Origin of the sequence: Halodesulfurarchaeum formicicum, from assembly GCF_001886955.1 — an archaeon.
GTDB lineage: Archaea > Halobacteriota > Halobacteria > Halobacteriales > Halobacteriaceae > Halodesulfurarchaeum > Halodesulfurarchaeum formicicum.
In genome coordinates this window covers 428,651-445,664 of record NZ_CP016804.1, presented here as the reverse complement: position 1 = coordinate 445,664, position 17,014 = coordinate 428,651, and the positions used below count along the sequence as shown (strand labels likewise).

Annotated in this window: 15 protein-coding genes; 6 read left to right on the top strand and 9 right to left on the bottom strand. The window is 62.2% G+C overall.

The annotated features are described in order from the left end of the window. The first annotated feature begins 280 nt into the window (after nt 1–280). Nucleotides 281–1,483, top strand: a complete 1,203-nt coding sequence (locus tag HSR6_RS02265; RefSeq protein WP_071932679.1) for an FAD-dependent oxidoreductase — start codon at nt 281–283, stop codon at nt 1,481–1,483. Between the two features lie 122 nt (nt 1,484–1,605). Here the strand turns inward: HSR6_RS02265 and HSR6_RS02260 are convergent, their stop codons facing one another. After that, nucleotides 1,606–2,865, bottom strand: coding sequence for an RNA-guided endonuclease InsQ/TnpB family protein (locus tag HSR6_RS02260; RefSeq protein WP_070365134.1), 1,260 nt, complete (start codon nt 2,863–2,865; stop codon nt 1,606–1,608). A 231-nt stretch (nt 2,866–3,096) separates the two neighbouring features. On the opposite strand from HSR6_RS02260, the gene HSR6_RS02255 reads away from it, so the two are divergent. Then, on the top strand, nt 3,097–4,830 hold the full coding sequence (locus HSR6_RS02255; protein ID WP_071932678.1) for a histidine kinase N-terminal 7TM domain-containing protein: 1,734 nt from the start codon (nt 3,097–3,099) through the stop codon (nt 4,828–4,830). Here the strand turns inward: HSR6_RS02255 and HSR6_RS02250 are convergent. The 3 genes from HSR6_RS02250 to HSR6_RS02240 form a co-directional block, all read right to left on the bottom strand. Further along, nucleotides 4,827–5,270 carry a chemotaxis protein CheW gene (locus tag HSR6_RS02250; protein WP_070364421.1) on the bottom strand — a complete coding sequence of 148 codons (444 nt, stop codon included), beginning with the start codon at nt 5,268–5,270 and terminating at the stop codon, nt 4,827–4,829. The genes HSR6_RS02255 and HSR6_RS02250 overlap by 4 nt on opposite strands. After that, complete coding sequence (locus HSR6_RS02245; RefSeq protein WP_158514130.1) at nt 5,270–6,547, bottom strand: methyl-accepting chemotaxis protein; 1,278 nt, start codon at nt 6,545–6,547, stop codon at nt 5,270–5,272. Before HSR6_RS02245 ends, HSR6_RS02250 begins: the two co-directional genes overlap by 1 nt. A gap of 183 nt (nt 6,548–6,730) precedes the next feature. Next, nucleotides 6,731–9,298 (bottom strand): bacterio-opsin activator domain-containing protein, encoded by a 2,568-nt coding sequence (locus HSR6_RS02240; RefSeq protein ID WP_070364420.1) that lies wholly within the window; start codon nt 9,296–9,298, stop codon nt 6,731–6,733. A 257-nt stretch (nt 9,299–9,555) separates the two neighbouring features. Between HSR6_RS02240 and HSR6_RS02235 the strand changes: the two genes are divergently transcribed. Next, nucleotides 9,556–11,454, top strand: a complete 1,899-nt coding sequence (locus tag HSR6_RS02235; RefSeq protein WP_071932677.1) for a PAS domain S-box protein — start codon at nt 9,556–9,558, stop codon at nt 11,452–11,454. Here the strand turns inward: HSR6_RS02235 and HSR6_RS11190 are convergent, their stop codons facing one another. From HSR6_RS11190 to HSR6_RS02220, 3 genes are all read right to left on the bottom strand, one after another. Next, the gene (locus tag HSR6_RS11190; RefSeq protein WP_233488547.1) at nt 11,455–11,904 is read right to left on the bottom strand and encodes a hypothetical protein; all 450 of its coding nucleotides are present in this window, start codon (nt 11,902–11,904) and stop codon (nt 11,455–11,457) included. It lies immediately after the preceding gene. Continuing rightward, complete coding sequence (locus HSR6_RS02225; protein ID WP_070364418.1) at nt 11,891–12,184, bottom strand: ArsR/SmtB family transcription factor; 294 nt, start codon at nt 12,182–12,184, stop codon at nt 11,891–11,893. Before HSR6_RS02225 ends, HSR6_RS11190 begins: the two co-directional genes overlap by 14 nt. A gap of 73 nt (nt 12,185–12,257) precedes the next feature. Next, a complete protein-coding gene (locus tag HSR6_RS02220; RefSeq protein WP_148661792.1) occupies nt 12,258–12,761 on the bottom strand; it encodes a hypothetical protein in 504 nt (167 codons plus the stop codon). A 234-nt stretch (nt 12,762–12,995) separates the two neighbouring features. Between HSR6_RS02220 and HSR6_RS02215 the strand changes: the two genes are divergently transcribed. After that, nucleotides 12,996–13,274 (top strand): zinc ribbon domain-containing protein, encoded by a 279-nt coding sequence (locus HSR6_RS02215; RefSeq protein WP_148661791.1) that lies wholly within the window; start codon nt 12,996–12,998, stop codon nt 13,272–13,274. Nucleotides 13,275–13,327: 53 nt separating this feature from the next. Here the strand turns inward: HSR6_RS02215 and HSR6_RS10960 are convergent, their stop codons facing one another. Then, nucleotides 13,328–13,492, bottom strand: coding sequence for a hypothetical protein (locus HSR6_RS10960; protein WP_158514129.1), 165 nt, complete (start codon nt 13,490–13,492; stop codon nt 13,328–13,330). Between the two features lie 86 nt (nt 13,493–13,578). On the opposite strand from HSR6_RS10960, the gene trkA reads away from it, so the two are divergent. Further along, on the top strand, nt 13,579–14,913 hold the full coding sequence (gene trkA / locus HSR6_RS02210) for a Trk system potassium transporter TrkA (protein WP_071932674.1): 1,335 nt from the start codon (nt 13,579–13,581) through the stop codon (nt 14,911–14,913). A 124-nt stretch (nt 14,914–15,037) separates the two neighbouring features. Then, complete coding sequence (locus tag HSR6_RS02205; RefSeq protein WP_394327141.1) at nt 15,038–16,558, top strand: TrkH family potassium uptake protein; 1,521 nt, start codon at nt 15,038–15,040, stop codon at nt 16,556–16,558. Here the strand turns inward: HSR6_RS02205 and HSR6_RS02200 are convergent, their stop codons facing one another. Further along, nucleotides 16,559–16,954, bottom strand: coding sequence for a hypothetical protein (locus tag HSR6_RS02200; protein ID WP_070364411.1), 396 nt, complete (start codon nt 16,952–16,954; stop codon nt 16,559–16,561). Nucleotides 16,955–17,014 lie beyond the last annotated feature (60 nt).

The window sequence follows — 17,014 nt, the reverse complement described above, 5'->3', positions numbered from 1 at the left end:
AATCCGCCCCGACCCATCCACCGTTTGCTGCGGGCCGTCGCTCGGCGTGTGAGAATGAGTAAGCGGCCATTGGTATGAGTGGTCTTGTCACATCCCTGCAAGCAAATTGTCGATTTATCACCATGTATATGAAATTGGTGAGATGACCATGCACGCGGCACTCAGAAGGGAGGACGGAGCGCCAGTGGCACGTCAAGACGCCACCGACCAACACGAATCGATGGCCGCTCTCGATACGAGGAGCAGCCCGATCACCACTACGATCTAATTTTCCACAAACATGAGTGTCGCCGTAATTGGGGCCGGAATCGCTGGAATCGCGAGTGCCCACACGCTGCAAGCCGATGGGCTGGAAGTGTCACTCTTCGAAAAGCGGGACTTCAGTGACGGGGACGTGCCCGACCAGCCAAGATTCATCGCCGCTTCCGACGACGCCGTTCTCGATCTCGCGTCAGGTCTCGGCGTCGAGGACGCCGTTCGGCCGGTTCCGCTCGAGCGAATGGGCGCGTTTCAGGACGGGGAAATCACCACCTTCGATCAAATGGAGATTTTTCTCAAACCGCGCCAGGACCTGTCGCTGTTTGAAAAAATCATGCGGGTGGTGTTCGCGCCAGTAGTGGGGCTCGACCGGGCATCGGTCAGGGAGTTCCACTCGGCGCTCGCGGATCACCAGTTCGATCCGCTAGACCGTGATCTCTACAACGAACGGCTCCACGAGCAGTCGATCCAGGAGTGGATGGCACAGTTCGACGACGGGCTGCAGGAACTGCTCATCAAACCAACACTCCGTGCGATGACCTACGACGACGACTTCGAGCACACGAGCGCTGACCGGTCCGTTGCAGCGTTGAAGAAGGTAGTCCGGATGGTCCAGGACGGAGCGTCTGTGCTCCCAAACGGTCAGCGGCCGTTCTACGAGGCGCTCGGTGAAGAGTTGCCAGCGGAGAATCTGCGGACCGGGACCGAAGTGACGGCTATCACGGCAGAAACGGACAGCGTCCTCGTCGAGTTCCGGGACGATGGGACGACGACAGAAGCGTCGTTCGACGCCGCGGTTCTGGCCACACCAATCGATCGGAGTGCCGAATTGCTGGAAGCGGATTTCGACTTCGAGTACAACCAGACCCGGGGGGTGGTCCTCGACGGGACGCTAACCGAAGACCTCGCGCTGCTGATCGGTGGCGACGAGGCGTACAACCTCCGCAGCGTCGTCGCTGTGGGGGAGACCCACAACGCGTTCGTTCGGGACATGAACACGGATATCGACGTCGAGGCAGTCTACGACGGCGAGCCGACGAGGCGAGCAGCAGAGACCGTGACCACGACACCCCACATCGAGCCGGGAAAGTCAATTCCCGAGATCCAGTACGACGATCGGGTCTTCCTCGCGGGTGACTTCCGATACTATCCGAGTTTCGACACTGCCGCTCGGACCGGCAGAGCCGCGGCAGCGAAGGTCCGAGAACAACTCCGTGGACGTTGACCTCCTCCCACGTTCACAAGACCTTCGGCCTTGTGCAGCCCACCAGAACGCAAAGCGTTCTGGGGACGGCTAAAGCCGTGGGATTCCCACGGTACCGCACCGCTGGATTGGGATATTGTGGTTCACGGAACCACCTGTTCTTGTGGGGCAATTTGCCCCGTCTGTTTGTCGAACAGGCGGACCGATGGCTGGGCCAAACAGCCGTTACTCCTATCCTGTGAGGGATTCGGAGTTACCGTCGCTCGCATATTCTCCGCCGCATTCAGATCACTATTCGCGACTAATCCACAGGCCTCACAGACGTACAACCCACGCTCAACACGGTTTGAATCCGACACCATCCCACACTCACAACACGTTTTCGAGGTTTTCAGACTGCCTTCATCAACACGTTCAGCCTCTATCCCACGCTCTTCGGCCTTGTACTCGATCTGCTGGATGAGTGTTTCAAACGCCCAGTCATGCAGGCGTTTGTTCCCGTGTCGTCCCCAGTCTCCATCCTGGCGGATGTTCTTGGGATGACCGACAGCTATCGTCCCCACATTTCGTTCATCGCACTCTTGAACGATATCTTTCGAGACAGCGTGCAGAAAGTGCTCTTGGCGTCGGGCCTTTTTCTGTCGCGCCCACTCAGCCGTCTGACTCGGTCCGTCTTCACCTTCTGTGTCGTACTCGATTTGCCGGAAGTAGTGGGCGTCTTCTTTCAGCGCGTTGCCCGGGTACAATAGCGTCTCGTCTCCAACTGAGACTGCCGCTGTGTTCGAAATCCCAAGGTCGATCCCCGCGGTCTTCTCACCGCCACTCTCCGCTGTTTCCATGGGGAGTTTGGAGACGAAATGCAACTCCCATTTTTCGCCAGTCCAGACCGCTCGAACGGTTTGGACTCGGTCGATATCGTCGAGAGAATAGTCGGCTTGCTCCTCGTATTCGCAGAGGATGTAGTCAGCGGCATACCGTGAAGGCTTCATGTTCGCCCCTTTCGAGAGGCGGACTCGGTTGTTGTCCGTATCCAGCTTGAAGCCGTTATTTTTCCAGGTCACTGTCGAACGCGGGTGAGCGTCACCGCGCTTCCGGTAGCCAGGCGGGTTGTGATCTGGGTTGTCCTGTTCGTACCAGGAGTGAAAGGCGTCAGAAAGCTCCTGAAGAACTTTCTGACTTGATTGACTGTGCAGGTCGTCGTATCTGGCGTGGCCTTTCAGGTACGACGTGAGTTCAGTAGCCTCAGGGATGTAGCCAATGGCATCCCAAACTCGTTGAACCGTCCACCGCCCGACGTTCCAGAGTTTACTAGCGGCGTAGGCATGCGAATCGAGGTCGTCACGGACCTGTGGCTGGTTTTGAATGCTGGCTTTCACCGTCCGTGTGACGACCTGATTCGACACAAGTAAGCATAGTCGTTTAATTTATATAATTATTTGGGATTTCGAAAACGTGGAATATCCAATTTAGTGTAGGGCCGTGGTTTGGTTCTCAGTTGTCGGCTTCATCCCACCACTAAAGTGGTGGGCTTTCGCCTTGCTACTGCTGTAAGCCACGGAGGTGTCCCGGCCGAGTTGTGAAATAGCGAACCGACAACGATTACTGACCGGTGTTCGATTCGGAAGCATCAAGCGATGCAGGTCACGCCGTGGCTCGTCCTCGACGTGGTGGTCCTGGCGCTCATCGCGCCGCTCTCAGCCTACGCCTTCGAGCGATACCACCGCCGGGACCGTCGACGAGAACTGCTCGCGTTCGGGACGCTGACACTCGGGATCGTGACCTGGGAACTGACTTCCATCGCAATCGAGGCCGCGACGACCGCAGGTGGAAAGCTTCTCTGGTACAACCTCGGAAACACCCTCACCGCGCCGTTCCTGCTCTACGCGTTCCTCTGGTTCGCGGTCGCGTACTCGCAGTTCGAGGTGGTGGACCCCCGATGGATCAGGCTCGTCGGCCTCGGGCACGTGCTCCTCGTCGGCAGCCTGTTGCTCCGCTGGCCGGAGTTCATGTACCAGTCCGCCGGCCTCCTGACACACGGTCCGACCACAGTCCTCGGGATCACCTTCGAGGAGTGGATCGTCCTCGATCGGGTGCTCGGGCTTCCGTTCAAGCTCTACCAGCTGTACATCTACGGACTGACGGTCCTGGGCGGGGCCGTCCTCGCCCGGTACCTGGGCCGCAATCGCTCGCGGCTCTCGACCCGCCAGACAGTCGCGATCGCCGTCGGCGTCGCGTCGCCGATCCTCGTCAACGCCCTGGTATTCTCCGGGCTCGTGCCACCCGAGTACAACCTCACCGACGCGGCCTTCGGCGTGACTGGCATAGCCTTTGCCGTCGCGACGTTCCGGTACCGTCTCTTTCGCCTGGTGCCGATCGGTCGCGAACAACTCGTGGAGACGATGGCCGATCCGGTGATCATGATCGACAGCCAGAACCGGGTCGTCGACAGTAATCCCGCCGCCCGCGAACTCGTTGGCGCGCCGGACAGCTGGCGAGGGATGGACGCCGTCGCGTTCCTGGGGCCGCTCTCGGAGCTCCAAGAGGACGAGAACGAGCCAGGCCCGACCGAGTTCGAGGTCGATGACGGGGGCAGGACCCGGCACTTCGACCTCGACCGGTCGAGGATTGCAGACACACACGGGCAGCGCGGCCAGTTGCTGGTCCTCCGGGAGATCACCGAACGGAAGGCCCGAGAGGAGGTCCTCCAGACCCAGCGGGACGACCTGGAGGTCCTGAACACGATGATGCGCCACGACATTCGAAACGACCTCCAGTTGGCGACTGCCTACGCCGACCTCCTCGAAGACGACGTGGCCGAGGACAATCAGGCCTACCTCGACCAGATCCAGTCCGCGGCGACAGAAGCGATCGACATCACCAAATCCGCACGGGACGTCACGGAAGTCCTCCTGAGCGCCGGTGGGGAGACCAATCCAGTCCGGCTCGACACCGTACTCGAAGCAGAGGTCGCGGAAGTCTCCGAGGCGTACGACAGCGGCACGATCGAGCTGAGAGAAGCGGTCGATCCAGTCCAGATCGAGGCCGACGACATGCTCGAATCGGTCTTCCGGAACCTGCTCACGAACGCCGTCGAGCACAACGACACGGACCGGCCCGAGGTCGAGGTCGCCACCGAAATCGGGGCCGACACCGTTCGGATTTCGGTCGCGGACGACGGCCCCGGAATTCCACCGGAAGAGCGCGAGTCGATCTTCGCCAAAGGGGAGACCGGGCTGGAGAGCGACGGAACTGGGCTGGGGTTGTATCTGGTCCAGACACTCGTTGATCGATACGACGGCAGGGTCTGGATCGAGGATAACGAGCCGCGGGGCGCGGTTTTCGTCGTCGAACTCCCCCGAGTGAGTTAATTCGCTCCGGTCGTGTCCTCGACGACGGTCGGATCGACCAGGATGATGAAGCCGTCGTCCCGTCGAAGGACGCCCTCTACCGCCCCGTTCTCGACCTGTGTCTCGACGTGCTCACTCGCAAACGTGATGACCCGATCCACGCCGTCAACCACCCAGCCCACGTTCGCGTCGGCCTGATCCAGGATCAAGATGCGATCGCCGCCGTCCCCATCACGCTCGACGTCGAAGTAACTCCGGGGGTTGAAGATCGTGGTCGTCTCGCCCCGGAGGTCCATCACGCCCTCGAAGTGCGGCGCGGAGTTCGGGAGCGGGGTCAGTTCGCCGCGCTCGACGATCTCGTCCACGTGGCCGATGTCGATGCAGTACTCGCTGTCCCCCAGCCGGAAGACCACGCCCTCGCGGTCCTCCACGGCAGTCTGCTCGTCGGTCGTGACCGCCATTATTTCCCCTGGTTGAGCCGCTCGACGGCGTTTTTGATGTCCTCGACTTTGGCCGTCTGTTCTTCGTTTGCCGCTGCGATGTTCTGGATCTCGGCGGAGACATCTTCGGCCTGGGCCCGGGACTCGTCGATCATCGCGGCGACCTCTTCGGTGCTTGCAGCCTGGTCGTCAGTCGCATCGGCCACCTCGTCGACCCCCGCTGCGGCCTCCTGAACCGCATCAACGATCTCAGCGAGATTCTGCATCGTCTCGTCGACCATCTCGATCCCGTCCTCGATCTGCTCGTTTGTCTCGTCCAGACTCTCGACCGTGTCCCGAGTGTCCGCCTGAATCGCCTCGATGACGTCCTCGATGGTCTCGGCGTGTTCCTGGGCCTCCTCGGCCAGGTTTTTGACCTCGTTTGCAACGACCGCGAATCCGTCGCCCTCCTCACCAGCCCGTGCGGCCTCGATGTTGGCATTGAGCGCGAGCAGGTTGGTCTGGTCCGCGACATCGTTGATCAAATCCACGATCTCGTCGATCTCGTCCATACGACCCTGCAGGTCATCGACGTCCGCGGAGACATCTGCGGACGCCTCGTCGATGTCCTCCATCGTATCGATGGCTTTCTCGGCCGTATCGTACCCGTGTTCGGCGAGATCTCGAGCCTGGCCCGTGGTCGCGGCGACCTCCTCGGCGCTGGACGCAACCTCCTCGATCGTCGCGCTCACGTTCGAGACCTCCCCGGAGACCTCGTCCATGCTGTCGGCCAGCGTCTCCGCGGTACTGGTGATCGCTTCCGAACTCTCCGCCACGCCCTGTGAGGCCTCCTGCAGTTCGGCAACCGAGGCGTCGACGTCCCGCTGAGCTTCCTTGATATCCGAGACGTCCTTGAAAGACTCGCTGATCCCGACTTTGTTGCCCTGTTCGTCGTAGATCGGCTCGGAAACGAGGAGGGTCTGTTTGGTCTCGCCGTTGGCGAGGTCCTTCTCGATTTCGACCTCGATGTGGTCCTTGCCCTGCTCCAGAAGCTGTTTTTTCGTGCAGTCCTCGGTGCCACAGACCGAACTGTTGGCCTGATTCATGCACTTGACCTGGCCGGCCTCGTCGGGGTCGACGCCAGTCCACTCGGTCATCACCTGGTTCTGCTTGACGACGTTGAAGTCCTCGTCGATAATCCGCTGGGCACTCCCGGAGGTGTCGTACATCTGGTCCGGGTCCTGCTCTACAGCGATCAGCGCGCTGGGCTTCTGTGTTTCCTGTGCGGCGTCGGCCGATTCTGGGGGCTCCTGTCCCACCGTGCCGCCATCGCTGCGGGTCCGCGTTGCAGGCCCGTCTTGCTTGGTCGGTGGACGATTGGTGCCCGACCCGGTGGACCGGTCATTCGGAGACATCAGCAAATACTACCGGTTCCGCGCCAATCAGCCGTGGGGCTGCCTGACCAACCGACCAGCAGTCACGACAGGTTCGGTATGCAACCCCTAATTATCAGACGCTGAAACGAGGAGTTGTTCGAGAAGCGTTCGGAGCGACGAACGAATGTGTTTGTGAACCGCCGAGTCCGAGATATCGAAGCTCTCGCCGAGCTCCTGTCCCGTGATCGTTCGTGGACTGGCGAAATACCCGCCGTAATACGCCGCCGTGAGAATCTCGAGCTGACGGTCGGTAAGGATGTTTTCGAGGTGGTGACCTGCGGGATCGTGGGTCACATCGGTCTCACGACGCGCCAGCAGCTCGATGTCCGGATAGGTCTGTTGGAGCCACTCGATGAGTGGGCGTGCCGGCCGATCACCCGAGAGTGACACGACGATCACGCTCCGATCCGGCTCCGTGATCGCGGAGACGAGCCGGCCACCGTGCTTCCGGACCCCCGTCGCCAGCATCGGCCCTTCGATCTCCAGAACCAGCTGTTCGTGGGCCGGGCCGCCGAACCAGGCTGCATCCGTGATGGCCGTGACTTCGAGAGCCTCCTCGGGCAACCCCTCGTGCCCGGAATCGACGGTGACGAGGATGCGCGCCCCCGTATTGGTCGTCTCGAGCACAGTATCGAACTGGAGCATCACCCCCGTTCGTGCTGCCACGGCCGTCACAGGGTCCGTCGAGTCCCCGATAGAGAACTCGAGTTCGACTCCTCTGGTCCCGACGTCCGAGGAGCGGGCGTTCTGGATCGCGTAGACGGTGGTCAGAAGCGACCCCACGTCCGAGATGAGCTCTCGACAATCCGATCCGAATCCGTCCGGTTCGGTGGCATACACAGTCAGGACCCCATACAGGACCTCGTCGCTCAGGAGCGGTTCGGCCAGTACCGAACCGTAACCCAGCGAGAGCGCCTCTTTGGCCCAGGTGCCGGAGCCAACTTGCTCGGGGATCCGGTCGATGACGGTCTGGGATCGACGCCGGCCAGCCAGCTGGGCGGGACTCGGGTCGGTCCCGTCGGTCGGATCGATCGCGTCCAGATAGCCTGCGCCCATCCCGGCCCAGGCCGTCGGATCGAGTTCACCGTCAGTCCTCACCGGGCGTCCGATCCACGCGAAGTCCACCGTGTCCGTCGTGACGAGTTCGGAGACGACACGGTCCTCCATGTCACCCCGGGTCGACTCCGGGACGTCCTGAAGGATCGATTGTGTCGCATCCAGCAGGCCACGAACCTTCTCGACGTGGGTCTGCTGCCCGTTGAGATCCTCCGCCAGGGCGTCTCGCTCCCCCTCGCGTTGGATGCGTGTTAGCACTGCATCAGCTGTCGAGACACAGAGTTCGATCATCTCGATGTCGACCGGTTCGAGTGTGGTACTTCGCGCGAGAAGCACTCCAAAGTCACCGATCGGCACGCCGACGGCCTTCGTCTCGTCCGTCTCAGCCCACTCGAGGTGTCGTGTTTCGCCGGTTCGGAAGATCTCCCAGATAGGCCCCTCACCCGGCGAGACGGGTCGGCGCTGACCGGCGACGCGACCGGCACTTGCTGTCGCTTCAAGCCGACCCGAAACAGCATCGAACGCGAAGATCGAAACTTCGAGCAGCGAGAGCGAGGCGAGCGTGCTCTTTGCGACGTGATCGAAAACCTCGGTCTCGGAGTTGGCCGACAGACAGCGCTGGGAACTTCGATAAAGATCACGAAAGAGCCGTTCACGTTTCTTGAGGCGCCGTTCCCGGGACTCACGTGCACTGATGTCGATCGTGGACACCCGGACCCGTTCGTAGGCATCGTCCCCCGAAGTGACCGACCAGTGCAGGATGATCGAGACCGGTTCGCCGTCGAGCCGCCGGTCGGTCTTCTCGGTCCGAAAGCTCCGCTCGCCCGCCGCAATTGCCCCGACGACCTCCCGGAACGGCGCCATCGACTCGGGGCCAAAAATCTCACCGAGGCCCTGCTTGAAATCCGTGACTGACTCGGCCCCGTACATCTCCAGAACGGCCTCGTTTACCGAAACGACCTCGACGGATCGGGCCAGGGCAGCCGTTTTTTCGGGGTGGGACTCGAGATATGCCTCGATGTCCTCGACCCCCTCGGCCTGAAGCTGTTCCACCGCTCGCCGAACGGCCGAGAAGTCCTCGATCCAGCGGCCGACCGGGGACCGCTCGAAGCGCTCCCGATTGTCCCGACGGGCCACTTCGAGATCCCGCTCGGCACGGATCCGAGCGACCGCGTTCTGGAGGCGGGTTGCCAGTCGGGCGATGGGTTGTGGCCCCGTTTTGTACAGGTAATCTGTCACCCCAGCCGACAATGCCTCGCTGGCAACTTGCTCGTCGTCTCGGTCAGTGAAGATAATGAACGGAAGGCCGGGCTGTTCGGCCTCGACCTGGCGAAAGAACTCGAGGGGCTCCGTCTCGGGCATCCGGTCGCCCGAAACGACGGCGTCGATCCGGTTGGCTTCGAGAACCGATAGCGCGGCCTGGGCCCCCGTGGCCGTCGTTACCTCGACGGCAGCCGCTTCATCGGTGAGCCCGGCCGCCACGGTAGTCACGAACTCCGTCTCACCATCGACCACGAGAACGTGGACCGGGCCGTCCCGACTTGCACTCCACTGGCCGCGAGAAGGGTCCCCCTCCATTTCAATCTCGTCTGCAATAGAGACCCTGTAGCTATAAACTCCAATCGGACTCCTCGCTTCGGTGCGAGAAATCGGAGAAACGGCCTGCGCTTCATCCCCGGGAGAATATCCGCCAGGTTCGACTCACCAATCGGGTGTCCAGTTGGGGCCGCCCGAAGCCACGGTTTGACTGTGTCGGTGCCCACAATTGGAACCAACGCCTCCCGGGAAACACGGGGATTCTTAACACGGCCCGACATACAGAACATACTGATAGAGTGAGAGACAACTGTGGCGAGGAGGGGGACCGAGCCACGAATCGGAAGCCGAGCGGGAGCGATCTGGCGTCGATCCCGCTCCCGTACCAGATACTTTCAAAAACCGGCACCATCCAGCAGGTGAACCGCGCCTGGCTGGATAGACTGGGGTACGAGCGCGAGGCAGTGATCGGTCGGCCGTTCGTGGAGTTTCTGATGCCGGACTCGGTCGAGACGTTCCGGGACGCCTTCTCGACCCTCGCCGATCGGGACCAGGTGGCAGACGTGGAGTTGACGCTCAGACACGCGGGTGGGAAAGGATTTACCGTCAGATTCGAGGGGCGAGCCAAATACGTTAATGGTGAACACACCGACACGCACTGCCAGTTTCACGAGATCCAAGCCGAACGCGACCGGCGACTCCAAAACCACCAATCGAAAATCGAGGTACTCCACGAGGTGGCAATGGACATGCAGGCCGCAGCTTCCGAGGCGGAGGTTTTTCGGGCGCTGGTCGAGGCGGCCGAGGATATCCTCCAATTCGACATCGCGATCGCCGACGTTGCCGAGGACGGATACCTGCTCACCCAGGCCGTCTCGTCTGACGTGCCGGTCGACGCCTACTTCGACCGGGTCCCGATCGACGACGAGTCGAAACTCGGGACACGGACTTACCGGTCCGGCGAGTCCTCGTTGGTTCGGGACCTCGATCAAAGCGACGCGACAGAGGTCGAAAACGAGTTCCGCTCGGCACTGACCGTCCCGATCGGCGAGTACGGCGTCTTTCAGGCCGTCGACAGGGAGCCCGGCGCCTTCGACGAGACCGACCTGGATCTGGCCGAACTCCTCGTTTCACACGTCCGAAACGCACTCGCACGCCTGGAGCACGTCGAGACGCTCCGCCACCGAACTGCCTCCCTGAGCCGCGAACGAAACCGCCTGGCCGCGGTCTTCGAGGCCATCCCAGAACCGGTCGCACACGTCGAGTACGAAACGGAGAGCCCGACCGTCGTCGCCGTCAACTCGGCGTTCGAGCGGACCTTCGGCTACGAGTCGGCCGGGATCGAGGGGCGCTCGCTCAACGAGTTGATCGTTCCGCCGGATCACCGAGAATCCGCTCGGAAGATCGACGGGACCGCCGCGACGGAGCGAACCGTCGAGCGGGAGGTGGTCCGCCGAACCACGGAGGGAGACCGGACGTTCAGACTCCGTTCGTCGCTGCTGGATGCCGGGGTAAACACGGAGGCGCTGGCCATCTACGTCGACCTCACGGAACAGAAAGAGCGCGAACAGAAACTAAAGCGGGAGAACGAACGACTCGAACGGTTCGCCAGCATCGTCGCCCACGATCTCAGGTCCCCGCTCACGGTGGCCAGCGGCCGACTCGATCTGGCGGCCGAAACGTGTGAGAGCGAGCACCTCGGGGCCGTCGAGGAGGCGATCGAGCGGACGGACGCCATCATCGACGACGTGCTCACGCTCACACGCGAGGGGCGGACAGTTGAACCCGAGGAGCGAGAACCGATCGAGCTAGCCGATCTGGTTCCGATATGCTGGGAGACCGTCGACGCCCCTGCTGCCACCCTCGACGTGAAGACGACCGCCACTCTCGCGGCTGACCGAGGTCGGCTCCGGCGGGCCCTGGAAAACCTCTTCTGGAACGCCGTCGAACACGCCGGCTCGGAAGTGACAGTGACCGTCGGTGACCTCGACGACGGCTTTTACGTCGAGGACGACGGGCCCGGGATTCCCGCGGAAGACCGAGAGACAGTCTTCGAGTCCGGCTATACGACCTCGCGGGACGGGACCGGCCTGGGACTGGATATCGTCGCCGACATCGTTGAAGCCCACGGCTGGACCGTCGAGCTGGAGACCGCAACGAACGGCGGGGCCCGCTTCGAGATTCGAACCGGCGACTGACTACTGAAAACTCTGATAGAGCAGGACCGTCACCGCGAAAGCGGCAAAGAGGTCCGGCAGGAAGGCAAACGGACCCAGTTCGGGCCCGCCGCGGAACCCGAAGAGGACGTGGATCGCCGGGTTGGAGGCCATCGCGTAGAGCAACAGTGCGACTGCAAAGAGGAGCAAACTTCCCGTGAACCGGTTGGGCAGGTCGCGATAGACCACGAGGTACGACCACGTCAGTGCCAGAAGGAGAATGACGTTGTACGTCGAGAGAAACATTCGGAGGTCGGTCTCCCAGCCCGTGTGCTGGGGCGGACGCATCATCCCAGATCCCATCATCATCCCGCCGCCGGACTGCGGTTCGACCAGGAGAGCGACGAGGGCACTGATAATGGCAGCACCGACGACGATGAGGCCCACGCGCCCGAGGACCCCAGCCGGGCCGGCCCGCTCAGACATCGACATCACCCAGGTCGGCCTGTTCGGCGATCGTATCGAGGACATCCATGTTCGATTCCATCCGCTCGGTCAGGAAGTACACGTCACCGTACCCGTCCCCCACCGGTTCGAGAACGTCGTTCTCGGTCAACAGATCGAGGTGGTGGCGGATAGTCTTGTAGTCCAGGTCGAGTTCGGAGGCGAGTTGATTCGCGTTCATCGGTTCACGCTCCAGAGTTCTGATGATTCGAAACCGGTTGCTGCCACCGCGGGCTCCACCGATCAACCACCAGAGTACCTTCCGCATCGAGTCACGTCTCGGATTCGGGTAAGACGGCTAAATAACTGCCCTTCTCTACGGCGCACGTTTAAATTCGATCTCAGGCGAGACAGTGGCCGTTACCGTAGCCACCCTGGTTCCCGAAACTACCGTGGCCACCGAATCCGGATCCGTCCTGCGCGGCGTCAGTCCCGAATCCGTGCCCCTGGCCATACTGGCCGTCACCCTGGAAGCCGTCCGCAGACGGACCAAGAGTAGGGTTCTCGACGCCGTAGTCCGCCAACATCGTCCGCACGGTGTCACGAATCTCGGTGGGCGAGGCGTCGGTCTCGATCATCGACTGCACCTCGCTCTGGATCGTCGCTACCTGCTCGTCAGTCAGATCAAAACGCTCCTGGAACAGTTCCAGACGCTCGTCGCCGGTGACCCAGGGGCTGTTCGAGCCATCCTGGGCCTGCTCAATTGTCACATTCGCGTTCGGCGATTCGACGGGAGTCTGATCGGCGGTGCCTGCAGCGAAGCCACCGGCGCCAGCCGCGGCAAAGCCCGTGAACACCACGAGGGCCACGAGTGCCACGCCCAGCAGTTTGGTTGTCGTCTTCATTGTGTTTCGACCACGAATCATCCAAGGTGCAGGTAGTTCATATACGTATTCCGAACTATCTCCTGAGTCCGACCCACCTCTCACCCAAATTCATCCCCAGACCAGCCCAAAAACACCCAACAATGGCGTTGATTTGGCCGCAACGATTGCGTCGGCGCGGCGAACCATCCGGGGTGTATGACGGCCGCAAGCGTTAAACTATCTGAATAATTAGGTATGAATTGGGTGAGACGTGTGCTCGACCAGCACTGGCAGATCGGGCTCCTGCTCGTCATCGGGGTGCTCCATCTGCTGGTGTATCTCCAGTTCCGTCGGCTGTCCCGGGAGGACTCCAGAGATACAACAGAGTCATCGAATGGGCGACCGGACGATGCCCGGGAAACCGTGGTCTGTCCTGAGTGCGGGGCCGCGAACGAGCCGGGCTTCCGGTACTGCCGTGTTTGCGCCACCGAATTGCCAAAAATGGGCGAGAACGGACGTGAAAAGGGCCATCCGTTCGGCATGGAGCGGTAACCGGGACCGAGATCCCGATCGAATCCTAACACAACCGAATTTTTTCGCGTCGGCTATTCGGATTCGTCGTCCAGACGGTCGGTGACTTCAGATTCGACCTGGTCCTTGACTTCGTCGCTGACCTGCTGTTCGACTGCCGATTCGAGGTGGATCTCGACCTCGTCAGCCACCCGATCCTCGACGGCCTCGACACGATCTTCCACCCCGGATGCGGTCATTCCGTCGGTTCGCTGCGTTCGTGTGCGTGGATTTTTATAGGGCGGCCGGCCAATCCCGCAACTATGATCGCAGGGAGGGGTCGCTCATGCGCATTTTGATCGTCGGGGCCGGGGAGGTCGGCTCCTCGATCGCGGCCAACCTCGCGGCCACACACGAGGTCGTGGTCATCGAGCAGGACCCCGTGCTCGTCGAGAAGTTGAACTACTCGCTGGACGTGCTGGCCGTCCAGGGGGACGGGACGGATCTCGAAGTCCTCCGGGACGCGGACATCGATCGCGCCGACATGGTGATCGCGGCGACGGACAGCGACGAAACGAACATCGTCATCAGCGGGACGGCCAAGACGGTGACGGACACGTTTACGATTGCCAGGGTCAAGCGCCGGCAACTGCTCACGACCTGGGAGCAATCACACGGGGCTTTCGGGGTCGACTTCATGGTGTGTTCGGACCTCGTAACCGCGGAGGCCATCTACCGAATCTCGGCGGTGCCACATGCCCACGACGTTGATGAGTTCTCGAACGGGCTGGTCCAGATGGTCGAGCTCAAGGTCGATGCAGGGAGCCCGGTCGTGGGCAAATCAGTCCGTGAGGCCGACCAGTACGATTCGATGACCTTCGCGGCGATCTTCCGCGACGGGGAGTTGATCGTGGTGACCGGCGAGACGACGATTCAGGCGGGGGACAGCATCGTGGTCATCGGCAGTCCGTCGTCGGTTCGATCGTTCGCCAACGAGAGTGCGACCGAGGTCGACGAGGAGATCGAGGACGTGGTGGTCATCGGCGGCAGCAAAACCGGCCATCAAACGGCCCGGGTCTTCGAAGAGCACGGCTATCGGCCACGTCTGATCGAGAAGGACCGGGATCGGGCCCGCTACCTCGCCGAGGAGTTGCAGCAGACGACGGTCCTGGAGAGTGACGCCACGGACGTCGAGTTCCTCGCCAGAGAGCACGTCGGGGAGGCCGACGTGGTGGTCGTCTGTCTGGAGAGCGACGAGAAGAACCTCCTCGTTTCCTTGCTCGCCCGGAAGCTGGGCGCCAAGCGGACGGTCGCCATCGTCGAGACCGCGGACTACTCGGATCTCTTCGAAGCGGTGGGGGTCAATATCGCCGTCGACCCGCGCATGGAGACCGCCGAGGAGATCGTCCGGTTCACGAGAGAGGGCCACACCGAGAAGGTCGCGATGCTCCAGCACGACCGGGCCGAAGTCCTGGAAGTCGAACTCGACGAGACGAGCCCAGTCGCCGGGCGAAAGCTGGTCGATGTCGTCAGCGACCTTCCGGACGGTGTCGTGATCGGCGCGATTTCCCGTGACGGGACGCTTCTCGCACCACGGGGCGAGACGGTCTTCCAGACCGGCGACCACGTCATCATCTTCGTCGACGCCGAGGTCCTGAACGACGTCGTGCCACAGTTCTGATGGCAGCGGACCGATTCGGGCCTTTCTTTAGCGACCGGGGACCACACCCGTTCATGACCGGGCCGAGGGGATCGCCGTGAGCTTCACCATCCAGTGGCGGGCGAGTCTCGCCAGCCTCGGCACCATGGTGAAGTTCCTCTCGATCTCGATGCTGGTGCCGATCTTCGTCGGTGTGGTCTACGGGGAGGACATCTGGGTATTTCTCGTCTCGATGGCGCTGACCGCCGCTGCCGGCTTCGCCCTCGAACGGCTCGATCCCGAACCGGACCTCGGGCCACGAGAGGCCCTGTTGCTGGTCTCGCTGGCCTGGACCACCGCGTCGATCTTCGGCGCGATTCCGTTTCTTCTCGCGGGAATCGGCACCGAGTCGACCATCGGACTCTCACTCGCCTCACCGGGTGCGGCCTTCAGTTCGATCGTCAACGCGCTGTTCGAATCGACAAGCGGGTTCACAACGACTGGCGCGACCGTGCTCGGAGAGATCAGTCTGGAGCGTCACTCCCATGCGATCCTGATCTGGCGACAGCTCATCCAGTGGCTGGGCGGGATGGGGATCATCGTGTTGATGATCGCCATCCTGCCGGAACTCGCGGTCAACGGGGCGCAGTTGATGCAGTCGGAAGCACCGGGCCCGGACCTCCAGAAGCTCACCCCACGGATCGCCGAGACGGCCCGCGCACTCTGGATCCTCTACTTCGGGTTCACCGTCGTCCTCGTCGCCCTACTCTTCGGTCTCCATCTGGCCGGGTACGCGCCGAAGATGAACCTCTACAACGCCGTCGCCCACGGGTTCACCACGCTCCCAACCGGCGGCTTCTCCCCGCAGGCCGACAGCATCGCCGCGTTCTCCGCGGCCGTCCAGTGGGCCATCATCCCCTTCATGGTCGTGGCCGGAACGAACTTCGCCCTGTTCTGGCACGTGCTGAAAGGGGAGGCCGAACAGCTGTACCGAAACTCGGAGTTCCGGGCCTACACGGGAATGATCGCGGTAATCACTGCGATCCTGGCCGTCGTGTTGTTCCGGGGGGCCGCTCCCGTGCTCGAAATCGGCGGGGCGACCGAGGGCCTCACGGAGCCCTCACTTCGACACGCCGCGTTCCAGATCGGCTCGCTTTTGAACTCGACTGGCTACGCGAACGCGAACTTCGCCGAGTGGAGTTCGGCCGGCCAGATGATCCTCTTCTTCGCGATGTTCATCGGGGGCTCGGCCGGCTCGACCGGCGGTGGGGTCAAGGTGGTTCGCTGGCTCGTCGTACTCAAGACCATCCGCCGGGAGCTTTACACGACGGGCCACCCGGAAGTCATCGAACCGGTTCGACTGGCCGGCAACGTCGTCGACGAGGACGCGATCCGCGGCATTATGACCTTCACGATCCTCTATCTGGTGCTGTTTGCTTCCGCGGCGGTCTTTTTCAGTCTGGACACCGCGCGAATCGGCATCGACCTGACGGTCCTCGAAGCGCTCAGCGCCTCGCTCGCGACACTCGGGAACATCGGGCCGGGATTCGGCCGCCTCGGGCCATTCGGGAGTTACCTCTTCTTCCCGGATACCTCGAAGCTGCTCATGACCGGGCTGATGTGGCTGGGCCGACTCGAAATCGTCCCGGTGCTCGCGATCTTCGTGACCGGGCTGCGCGACCGGTGATCAGACCGCCGCGGCCCAGAGGCGAACGTCCTCGGGACACCCGAAGCCGTCGACGAGAAGGGACTCGATCACCTGGGCGACCCGCTCGTCGTCGCCCGGAACTTCGATTCGCAGGTTCGTTCCCGCCTCCGTCTCGTGCTGGTCGGTGATTCGCACGCCGCCGAACTCATCGATTGCGGCTCGAATCGAGTCCAGTTCCACGTCGGTGCAGTCGAGATTGAGCGTCTGCTCCTGGTCGCGGTACTGGACCCAGGGGGGCGGGCCGCTACTCGAATCCTCGATTTCCGGGTCGGTCTCCAGCGTGAGAAAGGCACTGTCCCGGGCCCGGTGGGCACGGATCGCCGCGACGACCAGGTCGATTCGCTCGGCCGGCGAGGTGGCGTCAAATCTGCTCATGACAGTACTGAACGGGGCGGGCGGAAAAGCGCCGGGTTCGGGCTCAACCGGTTCGACAAG

Bases quoted from the DNA above. Each gene is read 5' to 3' on its own strand.
- HSR6_RS11190 (WP_233488547.1), bottom strand. From the start codon at position 11,904: ATGTCGATGTCTGAGCGGGCCGGCCCGGCTGGGGTCCTCGGGCGCGTG.
- HSR6_RS02240 (WP_070364420.1), bottom strand. From the start codon at position 9,298: ATGGAGGGGGACCCTTCTCGCGGCCAGTGGAGTGCAAGTCGGGACGGC.
- HSR6_RS02250 (WP_070364421.1), bottom strand. From the start codon at position 5,270: ATGGCGGTCACGACCGACGAGCAGACTGCCGTGGAGGACCGCGAGGGC.
- trkA (WP_071932674.1), top strand. From the start codon at position 13,579: ATGCGCATTTTGATCGTCGGGGCCGGGGAGGTCGGCTCCTCGATCGCG.
- HSR6_RS02220 (WP_148661792.1), bottom strand. From the start codon at position 12,761: ATGAAGACGACAACCAAACTGCTGGGCGTGGCACTCGTGGCCCTCGTG.
- HSR6_RS02225 (WP_070364418.1), bottom strand. From the start codon at position 12,184: ATGCGGAAGGTACTCTGGTGGTTGATCGGTGGAGCCCGCGGTGGCAGC.
- HSR6_RS02255 (WP_071932678.1), top strand. From the start codon at position 3,097: ATGCAGGTCACGCCGTGGCTCGTCCTCGACGTGGTGGTCCTGGCGCTC.
- HSR6_RS02200 (WP_070364411.1), bottom strand. From the start codon at position 16,954: ATGAGCAGATTTGACGCCACCTCGCCGGCCGAGCGAATCGACCTGGTC.
- HSR6_RS02265 (WP_071932679.1), top strand. From the start codon at position 281: ATGAGTGTCGCCGTAATTGGGGCCGGAATCGCTGGAATCGCGAGTGCC.
- HSR6_RS10960 (WP_158514129.1), bottom strand. From the start codon at position 13,492: ATGACCGCATCCGGGGTGGAAGATCGTGTCGAGGCCGTCGAGGATCGG.
- HSR6_RS02205 (WP_394327141.1), top strand. From the start codon at position 15,038: ATGGTGAAGTTCCTCTCGATCTCGATGCTGGTGCCGATCTTCGTCGGT.